This is a genomic window from Desulfothermus okinawensis JCM 13304, from assembly GCF_054654515.1.
This window is the reverse complement of record NZ_BAAIEW010000014.1, coordinates 54,966-74,886: the sequence shown is the minus strand read 5'-3', so window position 1 is coordinate 74,886 and position 19,921 is coordinate 54,966. Positions and strand designations below refer to the sequence as shown.

12 protein-coding genes are annotated in these 19,921 nt (G+C 32.8%); 4 read left to right on the top strand and 8 right to left on the bottom strand.

The genetic code is table 11. The features are described 5' to 3' along the window. The 6 genes from ACYQ0O_RS07095 to ACYQ0O_RS07070 form a co-directional block, all read right to left on the bottom strand. A partial coding sequence (locus ACYQ0O_RS07095) for a PAS domain-containing sensor histidine kinase (RefSeq protein ID WP_459891741.1) occupies nucleotides 1-3,347 on the bottom strand: 3,347 nt, incomplete at its 3' end. A gap of 299 nt (nucleotides 3,348-3,646) precedes the next feature. Further along, complete coding sequence (locus tag ACYQ0O_RS07090; protein ID WP_459891740.1) at nucleotides 3,647-5,863, bottom strand: methyl-accepting chemotaxis protein; 2,217 nt, start codon at nucleotides 5,861-5,863, stop codon at nucleotides 3,647-3,649. Nucleotides 5,864-6,147: 284 nt separating this feature from the next. Next, the gene (locus tag ACYQ0O_RS07085; RefSeq protein WP_459891739.1) at nucleotides 6,148-7,314 is read right to left on the bottom strand and encodes an HD domain-containing phosphohydrolase; all 1,167 of its coding nucleotides are present in this window, start codon (nucleotides 7,312-7,314) and stop codon (nucleotides 6,148-6,150) included. Between the two features lie 14 nt (nucleotides 7,315-7,328). Next, nucleotides 7,329-8,600, bottom strand: coding sequence for an HD-GYP domain-containing protein (locus tag ACYQ0O_RS07080; protein WP_459891738.1), 1,272 nt, complete (start codon nucleotides 8,598-8,600; stop codon nucleotides 7,329-7,331). 12 nt (nucleotides 8,601-8,612) lie between these two features. Next, nucleotides 8,613-9,836 carry a response regulator gene (locus tag ACYQ0O_RS07075; RefSeq protein ID WP_459891737.1) on the bottom strand — a complete coding sequence of 408 codons (1,224 nt, stop codon included), beginning with the start codon at nucleotides 9,834-9,836 and terminating at the stop codon, nucleotides 8,613-8,615. Beyond that, the gene (locus tag ACYQ0O_RS07070) at nucleotides 9,833-11,803 is read right to left on the bottom strand and encodes a PAS domain-containing sensor histidine kinase (RefSeq protein ID WP_459891736.1); all 1,971 of its coding nucleotides are present in this window, start codon (nucleotides 11,801-11,803) and stop codon (nucleotides 9,833-9,835) included. The genes ACYQ0O_RS07075 and ACYQ0O_RS07070 overlap by 4 nt, the downstream gene beginning before the upstream one ends. 149 nt (nucleotides 11,804-11,952) lie before the next feature. On the opposite strand from ACYQ0O_RS07070, the gene ACYQ0O_RS07065 reads away from it, so the two are divergent. Together ACYQ0O_RS07065 and ACYQ0O_RS07060 are read left to right on the top strand one after the other, a co-directional pair. Further along, on the top strand, nucleotides 11,953-12,732 hold the full coding sequence (locus ACYQ0O_RS07065) for an enoyl-CoA hydratase/isomerase family protein (RefSeq protein ID WP_459891735.1): 780 nt from the start codon (nucleotides 11,953-11,955) through the stop codon (nucleotides 12,730-12,732). Between the two features lie 322 nt (nucleotides 12,733-13,054). Then, nucleotides 13,055-14,266 carry an ATP-binding protein gene (locus ACYQ0O_RS07060; protein ID WP_459891734.1) on the top strand — a complete coding sequence of 404 codons (1,212 nt, stop codon included), beginning with the start codon at nucleotides 13,055-13,057 and terminating at the stop codon, nucleotides 14,264-14,266. A 77-nt stretch (nucleotides 14,267-14,343) separates the two neighbouring features. Here the strand turns inward: ACYQ0O_RS07060 and ACYQ0O_RS07055 are convergent, their stop codons facing one another. Both ACYQ0O_RS07055 and ACYQ0O_RS07050 read right to left on the bottom strand, forming a co-directional pair. Continuing rightward, nucleotides 14,344-14,796 carry a metal-dependent hydrolase gene (locus tag ACYQ0O_RS07055; RefSeq protein WP_459891733.1) on the bottom strand — a complete coding sequence of 151 codons (453 nt, stop codon included), beginning with the start codon at nucleotides 14,794-14,796 and terminating at the stop codon, nucleotides 14,344-14,346. 28 nt (nucleotides 14,797-14,824) lie between these two features. Further along, the gene (locus ACYQ0O_RS07050) at nucleotides 14,825-16,414 is read right to left on the bottom strand and encodes a mucoidy inhibitor MuiA family protein (protein ID WP_459891732.1); all 1,590 of its coding nucleotides are present in this window, start codon (nucleotides 16,412-16,414) and stop codon (nucleotides 14,825-14,827) included. 172 nt (nucleotides 16,415-16,586) lie between these two features. On the opposite strand from ACYQ0O_RS07050, the gene ACYQ0O_RS07045 reads away from it, so the two are divergent. Then, the gene (locus tag ACYQ0O_RS07045) at nucleotides 16,587-18,242 is read left to right on the top strand and encodes a long-chain-fatty-acid--CoA ligase (RefSeq protein WP_459891731.1); all 1,656 of its coding nucleotides are present in this window, start codon (nucleotides 16,587-16,589) and stop codon (nucleotides 18,240-18,242) included. A gap of 27 nt (nucleotides 18,243-18,269) precedes the next feature. Beyond that, entirely contained in the window at nucleotides 18,270-19,910 is a 1,641-nt protein-coding gene (locus ACYQ0O_RS07040; RefSeq protein WP_459891730.1) for an acyl-CoA synthetase, read from the top strand. Nucleotides 19,911-19,921 lie beyond the last annotated feature (11 nt).

Sequence of the window (19,921 nt, the reverse complement as noted above, 5' to 3'; positions counted from 1 at the left end):
AAATTATAAGCACCACCCTTTATTCCATGAGCCTCTTTTGCTATTTTTTCCATGTCTTCAACATTTATTGCTCTTCTAATTATATCTATCTGATTTTCAACATTTATTATAAATTTTTCTAATACATCCAACAAAAATTCCTCGTCATTGTCAAACTCCTCTAAAGCTTTATCCAGATTTAATGCAAAATTCCTAGTTATTCTTTCATTGTCATGATCTGATTTTGAGAGAGGTTGGTGTTTTAAGTTGTTGGCTACCCACCGGCTTACCAAAGCAATAAGCTCTTTTTTTCTAATGGGTTTGGATATGTAATCATCCATTCCACAACTTAGACACTTTTCTTTATCAGATTTTAGGGCATGGGCTGTCATAGCTATAATAGGTGTTGGACTCAAATTATTTATTCTCTCAATATGTCGTATCTTTTCAGTTGCAGTATATCCATCCATCTCAGGCATCTGAATGTCCATCAGTATTAGGTTGTATCTATTTTTCTTAAACAGTTCAATGGCCTCAAGACCATTAGATGCTAAGTCCACGCAAAATCCAGCTTTCTCTAAATGTCTTTTCACCACTCTTTGATTCGATTCATAGTCCTCTACAACCAATACAGAACCGAGACATATCTCATCACATTTAACTGAGACTAATTCAGTGTCCAATGCTACCTTATCAAAGGTCATATCCTCTTTCTCAGGGATTGGAAGGTTTAAGGTAAAAGAAAAAACAGTGCCCCTACCTTCCTCACTTTCACATTTTAACTCTCCTCCCATAAGTTCAATTAATTCTTTTGAGAGTGAAATGCCTAGTCCAGTTCCCCCAAATTTTCTGGTAAAAGAGGTATCCGCCTGGACAAAAGGCTCAAAAATATCATTTAATTTTGATTTAGGTATTCCAATACCTGTATCTTTTATATAAAGTCTAAAGGAAACCCTGTCCTTTTCTTGTTCCAAGATTTTACATATCAAGCCAACACTACCCTTTACAGTAAATTTTACTGCATTTCCCAATAAATTGTAAAGAACCTGTCTTATTCTAGTGGGATCTCCTATAACAGCTGGTGGCAAATTATCTGGAATGTCATAATAAAAATCTAAACCCTTGTCTTTGGCCCTTAAAGAGAATATATTGGTTATTTCATTCAACATTTCCTTTATATTAAATTCAATATTCTCAAGTTCTAGCTTACCAGCCTCGATCTTTGATAAGTCCAAAATATTATTTATTAAACTAAATAACATATTGGATTCACTTAAGATATTTTTAACAAGCAATGATGCCTCATGTGGTAAATCCATATCATTTAGTATTTCACAAAGACCTATTATTCCATTTAAAGGTGTTCTTATCTCATGGGAGATATTAGCAAGAAATATGGTCTTTGCCTTACTAGCATTTTCTGCAATTTCTTTAGCTTCTATTAATTTTTGCTCCATTTGTTTTCTTTCTGTGACATCCCTTACAATACCTCTAAAGCCAACTGGCTCACCATATCTGTTTTTCACCAAGGTAATAGAGTTTTCTATATACCTTTTGCCACCATTTTTTGTAATCATCTCCCATTCTAATGTTTTTATTGGCTCTCCTGTCTTATAAACTTTATTGAATGCAGCATACAATTTTTTAGCATTCTCTTCATCTGTATATTCTCTATTATTTTTCCCTATGAGTTCTTCCCTTTCAAATCCAGTTATTCTAAGTAATGCATCGTTGCAAAAAATTAAATTACCTGCTATGTCTACTTCATAATAACCATCCTCAATGCTTTCTAATATATCTCTGTATCTCTCTTCTGATTCCTTTAGTTGGTGTGTCCTTTCTTCAACAAGTGCTTCCAATTGCTCATTATACCCTTCTATCTCCCTTTGAGCCAACACCTTTTCTGTTTCATCCCTTAAAATCATCACAAATCTATTTTCAATTCCTTCCACCTGAATTTTTGATAAATTTATAGACAAATAAATCTCTTCTCCATTTTTTTTATATCCAACTGCATCGTATCCATTGACTTCACCTTTAACTGTCAAAATATCTTTAATAAATTTATTATGTTGATCTTTCAAAAAGAATATATTTCTATCTATAACTTCATCTTTGTTATAATTAAAAATAGAACAAAAACTTGGATTAACATATAATAACTTTCCCCGCTCATTTAATATAACTATAGGGTCAGGTGAAGATTCCATGATCCCTCTATATAACATTTCATTATATTTTAATTGCTTTTCTAATTTCAATTTGGTAGTTATATCTCTTGCACATCCATAAACAATGTGTTTTTTTAATTCAGAATCATATAAAATTACATTGTTATATTCTACAATAACTTCATCTCCTTTTTTACTCCTAACACGCATAAAACCTTTTAATCTTTCTTTTTCTTTTATATTCCTCAAATAAACTTCTATTTCATGATGATATCGTTCAGGAACAATGGTCCATATTGTTAAATTATCTAAATCTGATCCATCATATCCTAAATTTTTCCATGCACTATTTATATGTATTATTTTACCATCTAAATCATGAGCATATAAAAAATCGCTTACGTTATCAAAAATCCTCTTATAGATTTCTTTTTGTTCTTGAAGTAGTAAGTTATATTGCCTTTGCTCTTCAATAATTTTATCAAAATCTGATTTGATCAGTGCCAATGCATCATAAATTGCGTTTAATTGTGGAGGCAAATTATTTACAAAACTTCTATCCAATCCTGGCTTATTCCATTCTATGCTGGCAATTAATTCTATAATATCATTTACATAAACATCAATCTTTTTATTTTCTACTTTATTTGATAAAGTGCCTATTAAATTAAAACAAATTTCGTTTTTTTGATCCATCTTAATTTGTGTCAACCTATCTGAACTGATATATCCCATGTTTAATATCAATTTAATAGCTTCTTCATAATCCTTTACAATATAAATATCCTTGTTATAAAGTGTCACCTTACCTAATTTTATACCAAGTTTTAATAGAGGAGATATTCCAAAAAAAATAATACAACAGAGATTGTTGAAGTCTATTTTATGTTTTAGATAATATTCTCTACCACTTTCTGAAAAACCAGTGATTGATGAATAATCGTGCATTAATATTACATTTTGATCCTTTAAATAGTCTGTCATTATGTTGTCTATAATATCCATTGATGCACTAACTTCCTTTAATCCTGCAAAACCATTTGGTTTGCTGAGCAATATATTTTTATCTATTAAAAAGTAAGAACATTTGCATCTTTCACTTAATTTAACATCTTTCCAATTATCAGGTTGAAAAATTGTAAGTCCTGAAATTGGACAAAATCCCTTGTCTATTGACCTGGGCAAATTTTTTATCATAACAACCACCTTATAAATATTCTTAGTATGTCCAGGCTATCTAACTCCCACTAGATATTTTAATTAAACGGGATACCAAATTTTTTTCAATAAACAGGGTTTATATAAATCAAATAAATCCACCTTTGCTCCTATCATATAACCTGTGTAAATCCTTTGCAATTTCTGACCGAGTTCCAAAGTAGAACTCGGTCATTTTTTCTATCTTTGCAATAAATTGTTTTTTATTCTAGTTATTGTTTTAAAAAGGATTTATATGGATTTTTATATACCTCTAAATCCATCTCAAAAAATTAACCTTACCGTAATTCTTCTGTGAGCATCTTTAATTCTTCTGCCTGGTTTGTTAATTTTTCTATAATAGTCACAGTCTCATCCATTGCTTCCACTGTCATCTCTGAAAGATTTCCTATCTCTTCAATGGACCTTGTAATTTGCTCACTGGCAGAGGACTGTTCTTCTGCTGCAGTTGCAATACTCCTCACCTGCTCAGCGCTATCCTTTGCAAGGTTTAAAATCTTATTTAGCACATCTCCAGATTCAGTGGCCAAACTGGATGCCTCTTCAACTGCTTTTAGGGCATTTTTTACCCCCTCATTACTCTGTTTAGTTGCATTCTGCATATTTGCTATGTTTTCCGCTACCTCTTTGGTCGCATTCATTGTCTTTTCTGCCAGTTTTCTCACCTCATCTGCAACAACGGCAAATCCCCGGCCAGCTTCACCAGCCCTGGCGGCCTCAATTGCTGCATTTAATGCCAACAAATTGGTCTGATCAGCTATATCATTAATGACATCAATTACATTTCCAATGGCATCAGCCTGCTTGGTGAGTTCATTCATTTTATTTGCAAGGTCCAAACTGGTTTCTTTTACCTTCTGGATTTCCTCTATTGTCCTTTTCACCACATCAAATCCCTCAGTTGCACTATTGCTGGTAGTTTCAGCATTTTCAGAGGCAGCTGCTGCATTTTTTGCCACCTCCAACACAGTTGCATTCATCTGTTGCATTGCAGTGGCAGCTTCTTCTACCCTGCCCTTTTGTTCATTCATCTTGTTATTAACGTCTAAAACCTGGGTTTGTAGGGCATCAGCAGTACTTGTTAATCCAAAAACCACCTCTTCTAAGGTGGCGGCTGTCTCAAGTAATTTTTCGCTCTTGTCTTCAGCATCCTTCTTTGCCTGTTCTGCAACTTCCTTTGCCCTATTTGCTTCTTGGGCAACTTTCATTGCCTTTTCACTATTCTCTTCTGCCTCCTTGATCTTATCCTTTAAGTTACCCACCATTTTTTCAATGGCATTTTTTAAGATCTTAAATTCAAATACATATCTACCAGAAAGTGTCTTATCCAGATTTCCCTGTGACACCTCTGTGGCAAATGCAACCAAATTATTTAGGGGATTTTTCAAGGAATTTCTAAGAAAAATATATATTCCAGTTAAAATCAATATGAACAACAGAACACTTCCACCTAAACAGGTTATAAAGATTTTATTTAATTGGGATCTGAAGTTGTTTTTATATTGAGCTTTTGCCTTTTCAATATCATCCATATATTCTCCCATTCCAATTATCCACCCCCAGGGTTTAAAAAGTTTTACATAGGAAATTTTTTCAAAAGTACCTCTCTCTCCTTTTTTCCCCCAATAATATGTAACAAATCCTTCACCTTTTTTCTTGCAAACATCAACCATCTCAAGCATCATCTTTTTACCATTTTTGTCCTTTAGATCTCCAACATATCTCCCCCTCAATTTTTCAGATGGATGGACTAACATTATAGGATGCATATCATTTATCCAAAAATAATTCCCACCGCTAAGCCTAAGTCTCCCAATGGACTCCATGGCCTCCATTTTCATTTGCACGCTTATATCGTCAATCCACTCTCCTGTCCCTATAATCCAATTTAATTCTGGAATGAGTCTAATATAAGATATTTTTAAACATGCCTTGGTAAAACCTGGTTTTGGCCAATAATAATCCACCAGACCTTCTCCTCTTGTATTTGCCATTTGTATCATCTCTTTAAAAAAATATTTCCCCCTTTTGTCTTTAACACCTATTACATTCTTTCCCTCTATAGAGGGTTTTGATGGGTTTAATATGGTCACTCCTTTGGTATCCACAATAAAAATGTAGTTCCTGTTAATGCCAAATCTCTGATTCCTGATTATCTCCTTTATTTTATCTGGTGATATATTGGTCTTTAAAAGACCTTTTATTTCATTTGAGACAATATCTATTATTTTTCTGAGTTCCATGGACTTTTTTTCTTTTAATGAATCAACGTCCCTGGCCCTGTTATAATAGTCTTGAACAATATTGTATGCTACATTGACAATGTCTTTTAGTTTGTTTTTCTTTTTTGCTATACAAGATTCTGAAAAATCTTTAAGCTGTGTCTTTTCTAAATGAGACATCCTCCACTTAAAAATACCAATTGTAAACAAAAATTGGACGATTAATGCAAGTACAGTAAAGATAAGGACTCTATTTATCAGCGATTTACCCATAATAACATCCTCCTTTGTAAGATATTAAAATCGAAGGCTAACTCCCCTAAACCAATTCAAAAATTTTTGTAAGGATTAACAATTTTCTCTACAAAAGTAAACACATTAATCAAACAAAACCATTGGAATTTATGAATATTAAGTTTATATATTAAATGTTAATATACTTTAAGGTAATATTTAGACTCCAAAAATTTTAGATAAAATTGGAAATAGTCAGTAATTGGGGTTGTTAAGTCTTTTTTAGGAATATTATTAAAAAAAATATTTTCCTATTAGTTGCATTAATTGTCTTCATCTACCTCATCATCAACGCCAACAGGGATAAGCACTTTTATAGGCTCTTCAATACCAATACTTTCTGCAAATTTTTTTAATTTTAGTAATACCGCCCAATTGGCTTCATGTCCTTTGGCAAGCAATAAGAGGCCTGTTTTGGTCTTTACTTCCTGACCAAAAATCATGCCAGGTAGTATTTCCTTTAAAGGAAGTTCCTTTACTTCATATTTGGCCTCTTCTCCAAGATACTCTTCTAAGGCCTTTAGGATTTTTGGATCATAGATCCCTTTTCTTGACTTAAGCACTTTATATGTTTCTGCTTTGCTAAGTCCTCTATTTTGGAGTAAATCAAAATCTAAGGCTACTTTCAAGATACGACCTCCAAATGGGATATCATCTCCTTTTACTCCATCTTGAGGAATTCCTCCACCATCATAGTGTTTTTCCTGATATAAAATCATCTGGGCAATATCAGATAGCCTTGGAATATTTTTTAGAAGACTGTTTCCTACCCCAGGATGCATCTCATAGAGCTGTTTCTCTTCTTCGGTGAGCTTTTTGCCGTGGTAAATCTTTGTTAAAGTCTCTTGAGACAGGACAACACATCCTATTTGGGACAACATAGCTGCTAACTCATATTTCCATATATTCTTCACCTTAAAATATCTCACTATCCAACGGACCATTCTTTTGATTCTGGATCCCCTTCCAAAGGCTTCGGGATTTGTTAAAGAAAGTATATCGGAGAGCAAATTAATACTTCCCTTTAAGGTACCATGTAATAATTCCTTTTCTGCTGTAATTAATTTATATTGCCTGATACATTGAATTAGGACATCTTCAAGCAATTTATCATCACATGGCTTTGTCAAAAATTTAAATATATTTCCCTTATTCACCGCTAAAATTGCAGTATTTAAATCTGCATAACCAGTTAGTAACACCCTAACAGTATTAGGTGATAGTTTTGAAATATTATTTAAAAGTGTAATTCCATCCATTTTCGGCATTTTCATGTCAGAAACTACCACAGCAACATCCTTATTCTCTTTTACTATATCAAGACTGGTTACAGGATCATCACAAGTAATTACATTAAATTTTTTATGAAATCTCCTTTTAAAATAGGATAAAATATTCTTCTCATCGTCTACAAATAAAATTTTTTCCATTCTTTTTCCCCTAATTAGGTCTTTTCCAATGAATCCATTGTATAGTTTATTCTTGTACCAATATCAAGATACCGAATAATCTTCTCATCTAAATCTCTTAAAGAAAGAGCATGTTCTATTCGTACATCTTTATTTTCCATTAGATCGAAGAGTGCAGCATCTTTTTTTGGTACATCTGGGTCATATACGAGCACTGATGGTCTAAACATGTGGTTTAATCTTACGGTAACCACCTTTGCCACCTTATCATTACTTAGTCTTACAATTGTGCCAGGTGGATACACTCCAACAACCTTTACTAATATATCAAATATTCTGAAATCAACAATCATCTCAAAATCTCTATAAATCATTTTTAGGGCCTCATAGGCAGAAATACTCTTTAATACATCATATGGATTACAGAGTTTATCAAATATATTAGATAGTGTGATTATCTTGGCCAACTCGTTTATCTCATCTCCTTTAATCCCAATGGGATAACCACCTCCAAAATTTCTCTCATGGTGTTGAAAAATTGCATCGTACATATCTTTTGGAATGGGCTTTATTGAACTCAATAGCTCTACCCCATATTTTGGATGTATTTTTACTAAGTTTTTCTCGAATTTTGTCATCTTACTAATAGGTTTTCTCCAATATTTTTTTTCTATCTTTAATTTCCCAATATCATGGAAAACCGCGCCTAGTGCAAGATACTTTAACTTTTCTTCACTAAGTCCCATTTCCTTTCCAATCAACATAGATAATACCATTACATTCAAGGCATGGTTATAATCCTCAGTTTCCATACCTATTTCAGATAGTAAATGAATTACCAAATTAGATTTTGATAATAAAAGGTCCAGGCTATCTTTTACTAGTTCATTTACCGACTCAAGGGCTTTTTCATCTTTTCTAAGTAACATGGCAAATGAATTATTTAACTCTTTTACCTTTAATAAATATTTTCTTTTGCTTTCTTTCAAAGACTCTTTAATGGACTTTAATTCTTTAATCTTTTTTATCTTTCTTTTTACTTCTTTTGAAATCACCTGGTCATGTCTGGACTTAACTTCATCTGTGGGCATACTTCCTTTCTTATTTATCCTTGCAAGTGGTTGAACGTCACTTTTTTCTGGAATATAAATTACCTTTTCAACTCCCAAGGATTTTATGGTTTCAATCTGTTCCTGATTTTTTATTTTAAAGGAATTAAACATAAAAGGGTGGGAAAACCAAGGTAAATCAAGTTTAATATAAAGTCCAACCTGAAGTTGATCTACATATATTTCCTTCTCAGACATATAAAAAAACCTTTATAAATATATTTCGTTTACCTTGTCGTTAAATAAATTGTATTTAGCTTCACAAATCATCCTCCATATTTTTAGATCAGAAGGGGTAACCAGTTGAAAATAGTGTTTCGTATCCAAAGATAATTCGCTATGATTCGTAACACAATTAACTTTATTTTTATCAAAAATTCCAGAAAAGTGGACTATTGATAAGACAGATAACTTTTTGTTTTTTATTGCAGAAGGTCTATCATGAAAGGCTATAGATGCAACAATATCTAGATTAGCTCCCCAAAGCCCCACTAAATATCCACCTAATACTGAATGGGTATATCCAAATTTTTCTTTTTCTTTTACTGAAAAATCTTGGTAATAAAAATGCTCTTTTAAAAATTTTAAATACTCATCTTTAAATATCAAAAACATCAAGTAAACACCAACATCATGAAGTAGTCCTCCTATAAAAGAATCCTCAATCATTGAAACGTTTTTATTAATTCTTTCAAATATGGCCTTACACAAATAAGCCACCCGCCTTGAATGCCTCCAGACCTCATTAAAAGAAAAATCCTTTAAAAGAATATCTTCATAATTAACGAATATATCTTGAGATGCTATTACCCTATCTAAAATAGTTTTATCAATATGGTGTAATAGTTTAAAAAAACTATGCCCTTCATCTACATCCATAAAAAATGAATTCATTATAATTTTATATAAATTCAAAAACATAGCAACATCGAAATATAAGCTATTTTTAAAGAAATTCATATCAGATTTTGCTACTCCCTCACTTAGAATAGAATAGCTAACAGGATTTGTTGGCAACATTCCTATCTGGTTTATTTTTTCTCTTATTTCTTTATCTGGCAGCAACTTCTTTAAAAACATAACCCTATTTATTGCGTGCTCAATCTTTTCTTTTGAACAAGGTTTATGAAAAAATTTATGTGCTGGTTTTAAAGTTCTTTTTACCAGATCTATATCACTATAGCCTGAAAGAATATACCTTATTGTAATAGGAGAATCATCCTGAATATACTCAAGTAATTCTGCCCCATCCATCTTCGGCATATACATATCAGAAATCACAACGTCAAATTCTTCCTCATTAATCTTTTTGATAGCCTCATCACCACTATTTACAAAATACATATCCCATTCATCTTTTTTATTGTAAAATTGCCTTTTTAAGGAGCTAAGTACATTCTTTTCATCATCCACAAACATTATTTTTAGTTTCATATCAAATCCCCTATTTCAAACTCACTACTTGTATCTTCTTTTGCAATGGGAAGACGAATATAAAATGTAGTACCTACCCCTTCTTCTGATTCAAAAAAAAGATTACCATTATGTTTTTTTACAATATTAAAAGCCAGATAAAGACCCTGTCCTGTTCCCTTACCAACCTCTTTTGTTGTAAAAAAAGGATCAAATATTTTATCCCTTATTTTCTTCGGGATACCGCAACCAGTATCTTTAATCTGTATTTCTACCATATTATCCTTTTTACAGGTCTTAATGGTTATAAGCCCCTTTTCATCACTTTTTGACTTTGTTACTTTCTCTGTGATGGCATGGGCGGCATTAACTATAATATTTAATATCACCTGATTTATTTCATCTCCATAACCAATTACAGGAGGCAAATTTTCATCTAGCTCCAATTTAATTTCAGAGTGATACTTCCAGACATTTCTACTAATATTTATAGTATCCTTAATTGCCTTATTTACATCAAACAACTTTTTCTCTTGACTTCCTGAATGCGCGAAATCACGCATGGATCGAACTATTTCAATTACCCTTTCCAATCCCTGAATGCTCTCATCCAAGGCATTTGGTAAATCTTCTTTTAAGAAATCCACATCCATCTCTTCTTCTTTCCTGCGGACCGAATCCAACAGTTCATTAACTTCTATTTCTTCTCTATCTAGAGATTCTAACACATTTCTATACAAACCAATGAGTTCCAATAAGTTTAAAAAGGTATCTTTTATATAGCTTAAATTTCCATATACATATTGCACAGGAGTATTTATTTCATGGGCTATTCCAGCGGCTAGCTCACCTATTGCCTCTAATTTTTGTGCATGAACCAGTTGAGATTCCATTACTTTCTTTTCTGTAATGTCTTTTCCAAGCAACAAATGCCCTATTATTTGTCCATTTTTTGACATAGGGTATATTGTGAGGGCCAATATCCTTACATTTCCTTCTGGATCTATAAAATTAATATCACTTAGGTGTTTAGATTGATCTTTTACTGACTTAATAGTTGAGATCAAAGCCTTTATATCCCATTCAATTTGTAACTTATCTATCTTTTCTCCTATTGCTTTATTTTTTGGAATGTTAAATGCTTCTTCTGCTTCTTTATTCCATCTCTTAACAATGCAATCATTGTCTATATGTATAAATATCGAATGTATTGAATTAATAATTATCTCATTTTCATTGTATGCATTTTTTAACTCTATTTCTATTTCTTTTAATTGAGTTATATCATTAATTACTGCTAAGAAATATTCCTTTTTATTCAATATAATATTGCCAACTTGTATATCTAAATATTTCTTTTTTACTCCTAATAAATATTTAAAATAAAATCTTCGTCTCTGTTTCTCAATAATTGCCTTCCAATATTCATTAATTAATTTATTTTGATCTCCCAAAAAAGTATTTAATATATTTCTTCCAGTAAAATAATCCTCATTTTGATGAAATAATAAACAAGCAGACCTATTTACATCCTTAATTATTCCCTCTTTATCAAAGATGATCATGGGCTGGAGATGGTCCTTAAAAAAATATTGATAAAAATTACTAGATGTTGCGCATAGTTCAAATTTTTTATCTACATATTCTAATTTTACATAAAGTTCCTCTTCTGAGAGAGGAAGGGTGAAAAAATTATCAATTCCCATATTTAAAAATTTTATGTATTTTTCTAAATTGAAATTCTCAATTAGGGCAAAAATGTACACATATTTTAACAAGCTGAATTTCATGGAGATAATATGGTGAATTATATCATTAAATTTGGGTAGCTTCTCGTCAATAATAAATATCAAGGGAGAAACATTCTCCTTCAAATATTCATCTACCCTATCTTCCCCTACCTCTGATAAGAACTCATGACCCAGGCCAGCTATTATTGAATTAAGCGGGACTTTGTATTCATCTCTGCCAAAATATATGCATACCATTTTCTTCCCCTTCTTTGATTTTTTGTTTATGATAAAACTTTTTTAGTCAAGAAATCAATATAGGTATATGAAAAAAAAGATTTTTTGTATTGTCAAATATCCCTATTAGGTTTAGAGTGTTTTCAAACCAAAAATTATTGGAGGGGCGTATGGAATACAAAAACATAATAGTAGAAAAAACAGAGGACTTCTTGGGCATTATTACCTTAAACAGACCAAATAATTTAAACACCTTTACTGTTGAACTGGCAAAAGAACTAAAAAATTCCTTGGAGGATATGGATAAGGATCAAAAGGTGAGAGTAATAATAATCAAGGGAGCTGGCAGGGCCTTTTGTGCTGGTATTGATGTTGGAGATTTTTTTGATAAATCCACTAAAGAGTATAGGGAATGGATAGAGATAATGGAATCTCCCCTAGTATATATTTCTCAAATGAACAAACCAGTTATTGCCCAGGTCCATGGTCCTGCTGTTGCAAATGGATTGGGAGTTGTTGCAGCCTGTGATCTTGCTATTGCTTCAAAAAACTCAAAGTTTGGGCTAACTGCAATAAATGTAGGATTAAACTGTGTTGGACCTGTAATCCCGGTTCTAAGATCCATTGGGAGAAAGAGATCTTTAGAGCTTCTTTTTCTTGGAAACACAATAGATGCAGAAGAGGCTCAAAAAATAGGCCTAATAAATAGGGCAGTAGATCCCGACAAATTAGAAGAAGAGACCTTAAAAATTGCAAAGGAGCTTGCCAAAAAAAGCCCCATTGCCCTTCAGATAGCCAAAAAGGCATTTTATGTGGCTGAAGATATGGATTACTTGAAATCATTTAATTATATGAATGAAGTATTCGCCAGGTTGTGTTCAACAGAGGACGCAAAGGAAGGGGTTAGGGCATTTTTAGAAAAGAGAACCCCAGAATGGAAAGAGAAGTAACAGAGCAACAAAAATAAAGGAGATGGGCCTGTAACATTATTTGTACTCTATGGCTAGATAAAAGATTTTAAACAGGAATCTTGAGTGGGAAAGACTCCCTTATTTTTTGTTACTCTTTTTAGTTTATCTTTTTAGTTTACTATTAAAGCTCTCTACCCCGAGCTTATCAATGTGATAAACTCGGGGTAATTAGTCTAAACCATCCTCCCCGCCTAATTCTTTAAACCCTAAAAAAAATTCAGCGTGACAATAAAATTTAAAATAAAAATAATCCGATAATTTCCTATTGACGTTAGAAAATTATCCGATTATATCATGAGACATGATAGAAAGAAAACTAGAAAAAAAAATATTTAAGAATTTATATAATGACTATATCATCATCATTGTTGGAGCAAGGCAGGTTGGCAAAACCTGGTTGTTAAAAAAAATATTTAAAAAGCTCAAACATGAAAATAAAAAAGTCTTCTTCTACACTCTTGAAGACCCAGAAATTCTTTCAGATTTAAATTCTCATCCTGAAAATATATTTAATTATATTCCGAAAGAAAAAAAACTCTATCTGCTAATAGATGAGATTCAATATTTAAAAAATCCAACAAATTTTTTAAAATACATCTATGACCTTTATTCAGAAAAGATAAAAATAATTGTCACAGGATCAAGCGCCTTTTACATTGATAGAAAGTTTAAAGATTCCCTTGCAGGAAGAAAAAAAATCTTTATCTTATACACATTTTCATTTTCTGAATTTCTAAGGGCAAAAAGAAGAGATGATTTGACAAATGAAATAAAATCAAACTATTTTATTAATGAAAAAAAAGTTAAATACTTAAAAAATATAAAACGAGAAATAATTATCTATCTTAATGAATATATTAAATTTGGTGGATATCCAAGAGTGGTTATAGAGGAAGATATAGATGAAAAGATCTTTATCTTAAAAGAACTATACACAAGTTTTTTAAAAAAAGACATTTCAGAGTATGGTATAAAAAATGAAATTGCTTTCTTTAAGCTACTTAAAATTCTTGCTCATCAAGTTGGCACACTTATCAACTCAAATGAACTCTCAAGAACATTAAATATTTCTTATGAAACAGTAAAAAATTATCTATATTTGCTTGAAAAAGCATTTATTGTAAGATCTATTCCACCATTTTCAACTAATATCAAGAAAGAATTAACAAAAATGAATAAATACTACTTTTACGATGTTGGTTTCAGAAATGTGCTTTTTGGAAAATTTAATGACCTTTTAATAGGCGAACAGGGAGGGATTTTTTTAGAAAATGTTTTTTTTAAATTTTTAATTGACAACGAAATTGAAGATATAAAATTCTGGAGAACAACTGATAAAAAAGAGATAGATTTTATAGTTGATGAAAAATATGCATTTGAGGTGAAGTTAAATCCTAAAATTGTCAGAAAAAAGAAATATTTAAAATTTTTTGAAAAGTATCCAGAAATAAAATTTAATTTTGTCACATTTGAATCCATTGACTATTTAGATATATGTGATTTTCTTGCATGAAAAAAGAAACCTGTTTTTTTAAAGAAAAATCTAAAATTAAGGTGAACAAAAAACTGTAAATAGACCTTGACACAGAGTCATAAAAACTTCCTGTCTAAAAGAAGGTGTGAAAAATATCCTGTGACTGCTGCAAGATAAAAGGGAAGTAATCTCTCAAGTGGGATCTTGTAAAAAATTAAAGGCAAGACAAGCATAGGGGATGGAACAAGCACCATGGCCCATAGGGTATGAGTCCATCCCCTATGCTTTCCTAGAGGAGGCAACATTGCCATAAAACCCAATATTGCAGCCCATTTATAGTATTTCTTTATCATCAAGGCAAGATCTAAGGATGCAAGTAAAAAATAAAAAATATTCTGTCCTTTGGAATCTGTGTCCACATCTGGAAATAGGGCACCAAGTGATCCTATAAACAGGATAGATGTTATCTCAAGCACATTAAAATCAAACCACCCCTTGTATATCCCCGCTGCCACACAGGCTCCAGTTAAGGCCATTCCTCCAGCCAGGTGAACTTTATATCCAGGCATGTTAAGACTCCTATCTTAGTAGTCCATCTTATAATCCTGTAATTTCAACCTCTTTTGGATATTCCACGGTGAATTTAACTGGAAGTTTTACAACCTGCGCAGGAGATAATTTTAAATCCCAGGTAATAATACCATCCTTTGATATCTCTACCCCCTCTTTTGGAGCCAGTAATTTTACTTTTATCTTTTCATTTCTGGATACAGGTATATTATCTTTTACAAGAATTCTTATCTTTCTACCCTTTCCATTGCGTATAGTTATCTGGTATTCAAAACTAACTTTTATCTGTTTTGAGACCAGCCCCTTATATTGTGTATACTTTTTAATGAGTTTTTTAGTTGTCTTTATGGATTCATCAACACCTAAGGACAAGTTTAATTTTTCACCAGGCATTATCCCCTTTTTAACAAAAAATTTGTTTATAAACATCCCATCCAAAAAAACTTTTACATTACCTGGCATTATTGGATATTTTAAGGGATTTTTCAGAGAAACTACAAGAGATGCATAAGCATATAACTTTGGAACTGCTGTATATAAAAATTCTCCACTAGTGGCCTTTGAAGATAGGTAGACCCTGTGTTCTTTATTATCTGATGGTATAGATCTTCTCCCAGGAAGTACAAAGCTGTAGGAAGCTTGATTTTCCTTTAAATAACTCCCCTTATATATATTACCTTTAGATGAAATTTCTTCCAAGGATGGAGCCCTCATCATTCTGGATAGCTTCAACATACCTTTGCTCTTATATACCGGTGGATTATATATATCTAAATACCATGGATGCAGTTCTGGTACATACCTAAAGTTGGGTCTTGCAGTGGAGAGTTCCATATGAACAGATTTCCAATCCTCTCCTGTTGATTGTTTAATTATTGCATATGTATATATTGAAATTGATTTTTTATTAGAATCAACCTTGACATCATATGCGTATTTCCAGCCAGCAGATTTCACAAGATATGATACCTTGATCTTGCTATTAATCCTTTTCCTTGAATACACATTTAAATATATGTCCTTTGATGATCTGGTTTGGGAGCTGATCTCATTTAGTTTATTTTCCAGATCCTGCTTCCTTTTAAGTAAGTTATCTAACTTTTCATTCAATTTTAAAACCATAGCGTATTTTGAATCCAGGGACTTTATAATATAGTTGGAAAAATTTTCCACCTCTTTTGGAGAAACCTTTAAATTAGCAGGGAATGGATTGGTTGATTTTATAAATTCAATGGCAGTCTTAATGGAATTTATTTTATTTGAAACTTCCTTAATCTCTCTATTAAGATTGTAAATTTTTTGTTTCAACTCTTTTATCCTGCTGGAGCCCAACTCTTTTGAATAATCCTTTTCTACTTTTACATCTAAGATCTCAATAACTGATACTGGCAATAGTTGTATCTGCACAGAATTATCTATCATATCCACTGGAAAACCCGTCAATTTTAATTGGTTTTCACCCTTTTTTAAGGAAATATTAATCTCTTTTTTTAACAGGGCCATATCTGGATAGAGTACAACCTCTACTATCTTGCCCTCTGCATAACCATATACAGAAGTCAACAATCCAAAAACAAAAAACAAAAAAAATACCAAACCTCCCTTTTTAATTCCCATAGCTTCTCCCCTTTTGTTTTTTATAATTTAGATATCAAATGGCAACTACCAGTTTTTATATTAACTTTTTAAAATTAAGTTGACAATAAATATTTATATCAGCTATCTTATTTAAGAATCTTTACTAACCAAGCGCCCAGTCTTAAAAATTTAAAAAAAAGGAGAGGGGGATATGGGAGAAATAATCAAAGGTTTTCCATCCACGATGGGTGATGGCTATCAATTAAACTTAATAGAAGTAATAAAATATGCTGCCACAATGTTCCCAAAAACAGAAGTGGCGTATAGGCGTTTAGATGGAACTATGTTTAGATATAACTATAAAGAAGCCCTGGTTAGAATCTCCAAAATGGCACATGCACTTTTAGACCTTGGGGTTAGACCTGGAGATCGTGTAGGGGTTATGGAAGTAAACTCCCACAGATTTTTTGAACTTTATTTTGCAATATCTGGTATTGGGGCAGTTCTTCTACAACTAAACCCAAGGATATCCAAAGATGATAGGGTCTATGTTGTTAATCACTCTGAAACAAAATTTATATTTGCAAATGAACTCCTTGTGCCCCTTATAGAGGAAATTTCAGACTCAATTCCCCGTGTGGAAAAATTTATTGTTATTTCAGAAACAGATAAAAACAAGGAGACATCTCTATCGCCAGTTTACAACTATGAAAAACTCTTAGAAGGCAGGGATTCCACTTTTGAATGGCCAATGATAGAAGAATCCTCTGCGTATAGTGGGGCATATACATCAGGCACCACTGGAAGGCCAAAGGGAATCTATTACTCCCACAGGGCTATTTGTTTGCATACAATGATAATCACCATGTTATCTGAGCTAACACCAGATGATGTAATGCTCCAGATTGTTCCCATGTTTCATGCAAATGGATGGGGGGCTTTTTTTGGACCACCCTTAGTTGGAGCAAAGCTTGTGTTTCCAGGATTATATAGCGCAGAAAATCCTGGATCACTAGTTGATTTATTGGTGAATGAAAAAATTACAGTTACAAATGGGGCCCCTGCCATATTCCTTCCAATGCTACACTATATAGAAAAAATGGATCCCAAACCAAGATTTAACAATTTGAGGATGCTCTCTGGGGCAACAGAGCCGCCACTTGCACTTATGAAAAAATATTATGAATTGGGTGCAAAAGTTATACATGCATACGGAGCCAGCGAGACCACACCACTTGTATCCATAAACAAACCAAAACCATTTTTAGATCTAGACGAGGAAAAAAGTTGGGAACTCAAGAAAAAACAGGGCTATTTTGTCCCATTTATTGACTGGAGACTAAGAGATCCCATGGGAAAAGACTTACCAATGGACGGCAAATCTGTTGGTGAACTCCATTTAAAAGGGCCATGGATCACTTGTAAATATTATAATGACCAAAGGACCAGGGATGCCATATCAGAAGATGGCTACTGGAAGAGCGGAGATGCTGCAACAGTGGATGAAAATGGATATTTAAAGATAACCGACAGATTCAAAGACCTAATTAAAAGCGGTGGTGAGTGGATCTCTTCAATTGACCTTGAAAATGCTATAATGGCACACCCTGAAGTGTTAGAGGCATCAGTTGTAGGTATCCCCCATCCCAAATGGGAAGAAAGGCCCCTTGCCCTTGTGGTGTTAAAGGATCCATCAAAGGATATATCAGAGGAGGATATTATTGATTTTATTTCTCCAAAATTTGCAAAATGGCAGCTACCAGATAGGGTATTATTTGTTGAGTCTATTCCAAAAACAAGTGTTGGTAAATTTTCCAAAAAAGACATAAGGCAAATGTATAAGGATTTTTATTTAAAAAATACTTAAATAACAATTTTAAGGGGGAGAGCTATTATGACAAATATTTCCAAAGATCTTAAAGGCAGATTTTATTCTATTACAGAAGAAAATGTAAACTACCTTTTAAACCACTACAATAAAATAAATCGTTGGGTAATATCTGATCTACTCAAAAGAAGTGCATATCACTATCCAGACAAAATCGCCTTGAGATTTAAAGATACATCTTTAACTTACTCTGAACTTGACAGAAAAGCAAATCAGGTTGCCAATGCACTAAAGGACTTAGGTGTAAAAAAATATGATAGGGTCGCAATTTTAGCACACAACACATTACACCATGTACTCACCTGGTTTGGCACAATAAAAGTAGGTGGTATATATCTAGCAGTAAACTACTTATTACATGGACCAGATATAAAATATTGCATAGATCATTCTGAGAGCAATATATTTATAGTAGAAGATGCACTATATGATCTAGTTAAGGATGTTTTAGATGATATGAAAAGTGTAGATAAATTTATCTGGTCCAGGGATATGGTAGGTAAAGAGAAGCTAAGCGATAAGTTTATAGATTTTGATGAGTGGTACTCTGCATATCCTGATACAGAACCTGACGTTATTCTGCGCATTGAGGATCCCTGTCAGATGACCTATACCAGTGGAACAGAATCTAACCCCAAAGGAGTTATATTAAACCATCAATCTCTGCTTGCTCAATATATGGGTTGTATTGTTGATGGTGGGTATGAATCCTCTGATGTAAATGTAAATGCCCTTCCCATATACCACTGTGCTCAGAGGGATGTTTTTATGAATCCCATATTCTGGCTTGGTGGAGAAAATATACTAATTACCCCGGAGATTCCTGAAATTTTAAAAAATATTGAAAAATATAAGGCCACTATGTTTTTTGCGCCACCCACTGTGTGGATAGGGATGCTTAGACATCCAGATTTTGATAAATACAATTTAAGTAGTTTGAAAAAATTATATTATGGTGCGTCAATTATGCCTGTTGAGGTCTTAAAGGAAATTTTAGAGAAATTTGAAGGGGCAAAGGTATATAACTACTATGGGCAGACAGAACTTGCACCCTATCACACAGTCCTAAAGGCAGAAGACGCCCTAAGAAAATTGGGATCAGCAGGAAAAGGCGGACTTAATATGGAGACAAGACTTGAAGATGATATGGGAAACACAATAACTGATCCAGGTGTTGTTGGAGAGATAACAGGTCGCGGTCCCCATGTAATGCTCATGTATTATAAGGACCCTGAGAAGACTGAAGAGGCAATGAAGGGAGGCTGGTTTCATTCTGGTGACCTTGGTGTAATGGATGAAGAAGGTTATATCACAGTGGTAGATAGAAAAAAAGACATGATAAAGACAGGGGGTGAGAATGTTGCAAGTCGAGAAGTAGAAGAGGCCATCTATCTGGACAAAAGGGTGGAAGAAGTGGCAGTTATTGGCGTACCTCATCCAAAATGGGTAGAAGCTGTTTGCGCAATTGTAGTTCCAAGAAAAGGTGAAGAACTAACTGAACAGGATATAATAGAACATTGCAAAAAACATCTCTCTCCATTTAAAGTGCCTAAAAAGGTATTAATTGTTGATGCATTGCCAAAAACACCCACAGGTAAATTATTAAAAAGGGATCTCAGAATAACTTATAAGGATCTGTTCAAATAAAAAGAGGAGGT

What these genes read in the sequence shown, in the direction of transcription:
- ACYQ0O_RS07090 (WP_459891740.1), bottom strand. Translation starts at nt 5,863, where the DNA reads ATGGGTAAATCGCTGATAAATAGAGTCCTTATCTTTACTGTACTTGCA.
- ACYQ0O_RS07085 (WP_459891739.1), bottom strand. Translation starts at nt 7,314, where the DNA reads ATGGAAAAAATTTTATTTGTAGACGATGAGAAGAATATTTTATCCTAT.
- ACYQ0O_RS07080 (WP_459891738.1), bottom strand. Translation starts at nt 8,600, where the DNA reads ATGTCTGAGAAGGAAATATATGTAGATCAACTTCAGGTTGGACTTTAT.
- ACYQ0O_RS07075 (WP_459891737.1), bottom strand. Translation starts at nt 9,836, where the DNA reads ATGAAACTAAAAATAATGTTTGTGGATGATGAAAAGAATGTACTTAGC.
- ACYQ0O_RS07070 (WP_459891736.1), bottom strand. Translation starts at nt 11,803, where the DNA reads ATGGTATGCATATATTTTGGCAGAGATGAATACAAAGTCCCGCTTAAT.
- ACYQ0O_RS07065 (WP_459891735.1), top strand. Translation starts at nt 11,953, where the DNA reads ATGGAATACAAAAACATAATAGTAGAAAAAACAGAGGACTTCTTGGGC.
- ACYQ0O_RS07060 (WP_459891734.1), top strand. Translation starts at nt 13,055, where the DNA reads ATGATAGAAAGAAAACTAGAAAAAAAAATATTTAAGAATTTATATAAT.
- ACYQ0O_RS07055 (WP_459891733.1), bottom strand. Translation starts at nt 14,796, where the DNA reads ATGCCTGGATATAAAGTTCACCTGGCTGGAGGAATGGCCTTAACTGGA.
- ACYQ0O_RS07050 (WP_459891732.1), bottom strand. Translation starts at nt 16,414, where the DNA reads ATGGGAATTAAAAAGGGAGGTTTGGTATTTTTTTTGTTTTTTGTTTTT.
- ACYQ0O_RS07045 (WP_459891731.1), top strand. Translation starts at nt 16,587, where the DNA reads ATGGGAGAAATAATCAAAGGTTTTCCATCCACGATGGGTGATGGCTAT.
- ACYQ0O_RS07040 (WP_459891730.1), top strand. Translation starts at nt 18,270, where the DNA reads ATGACAAATATTTCCAAAGATCTTAAAGGCAGATTTTATTCTATTACA.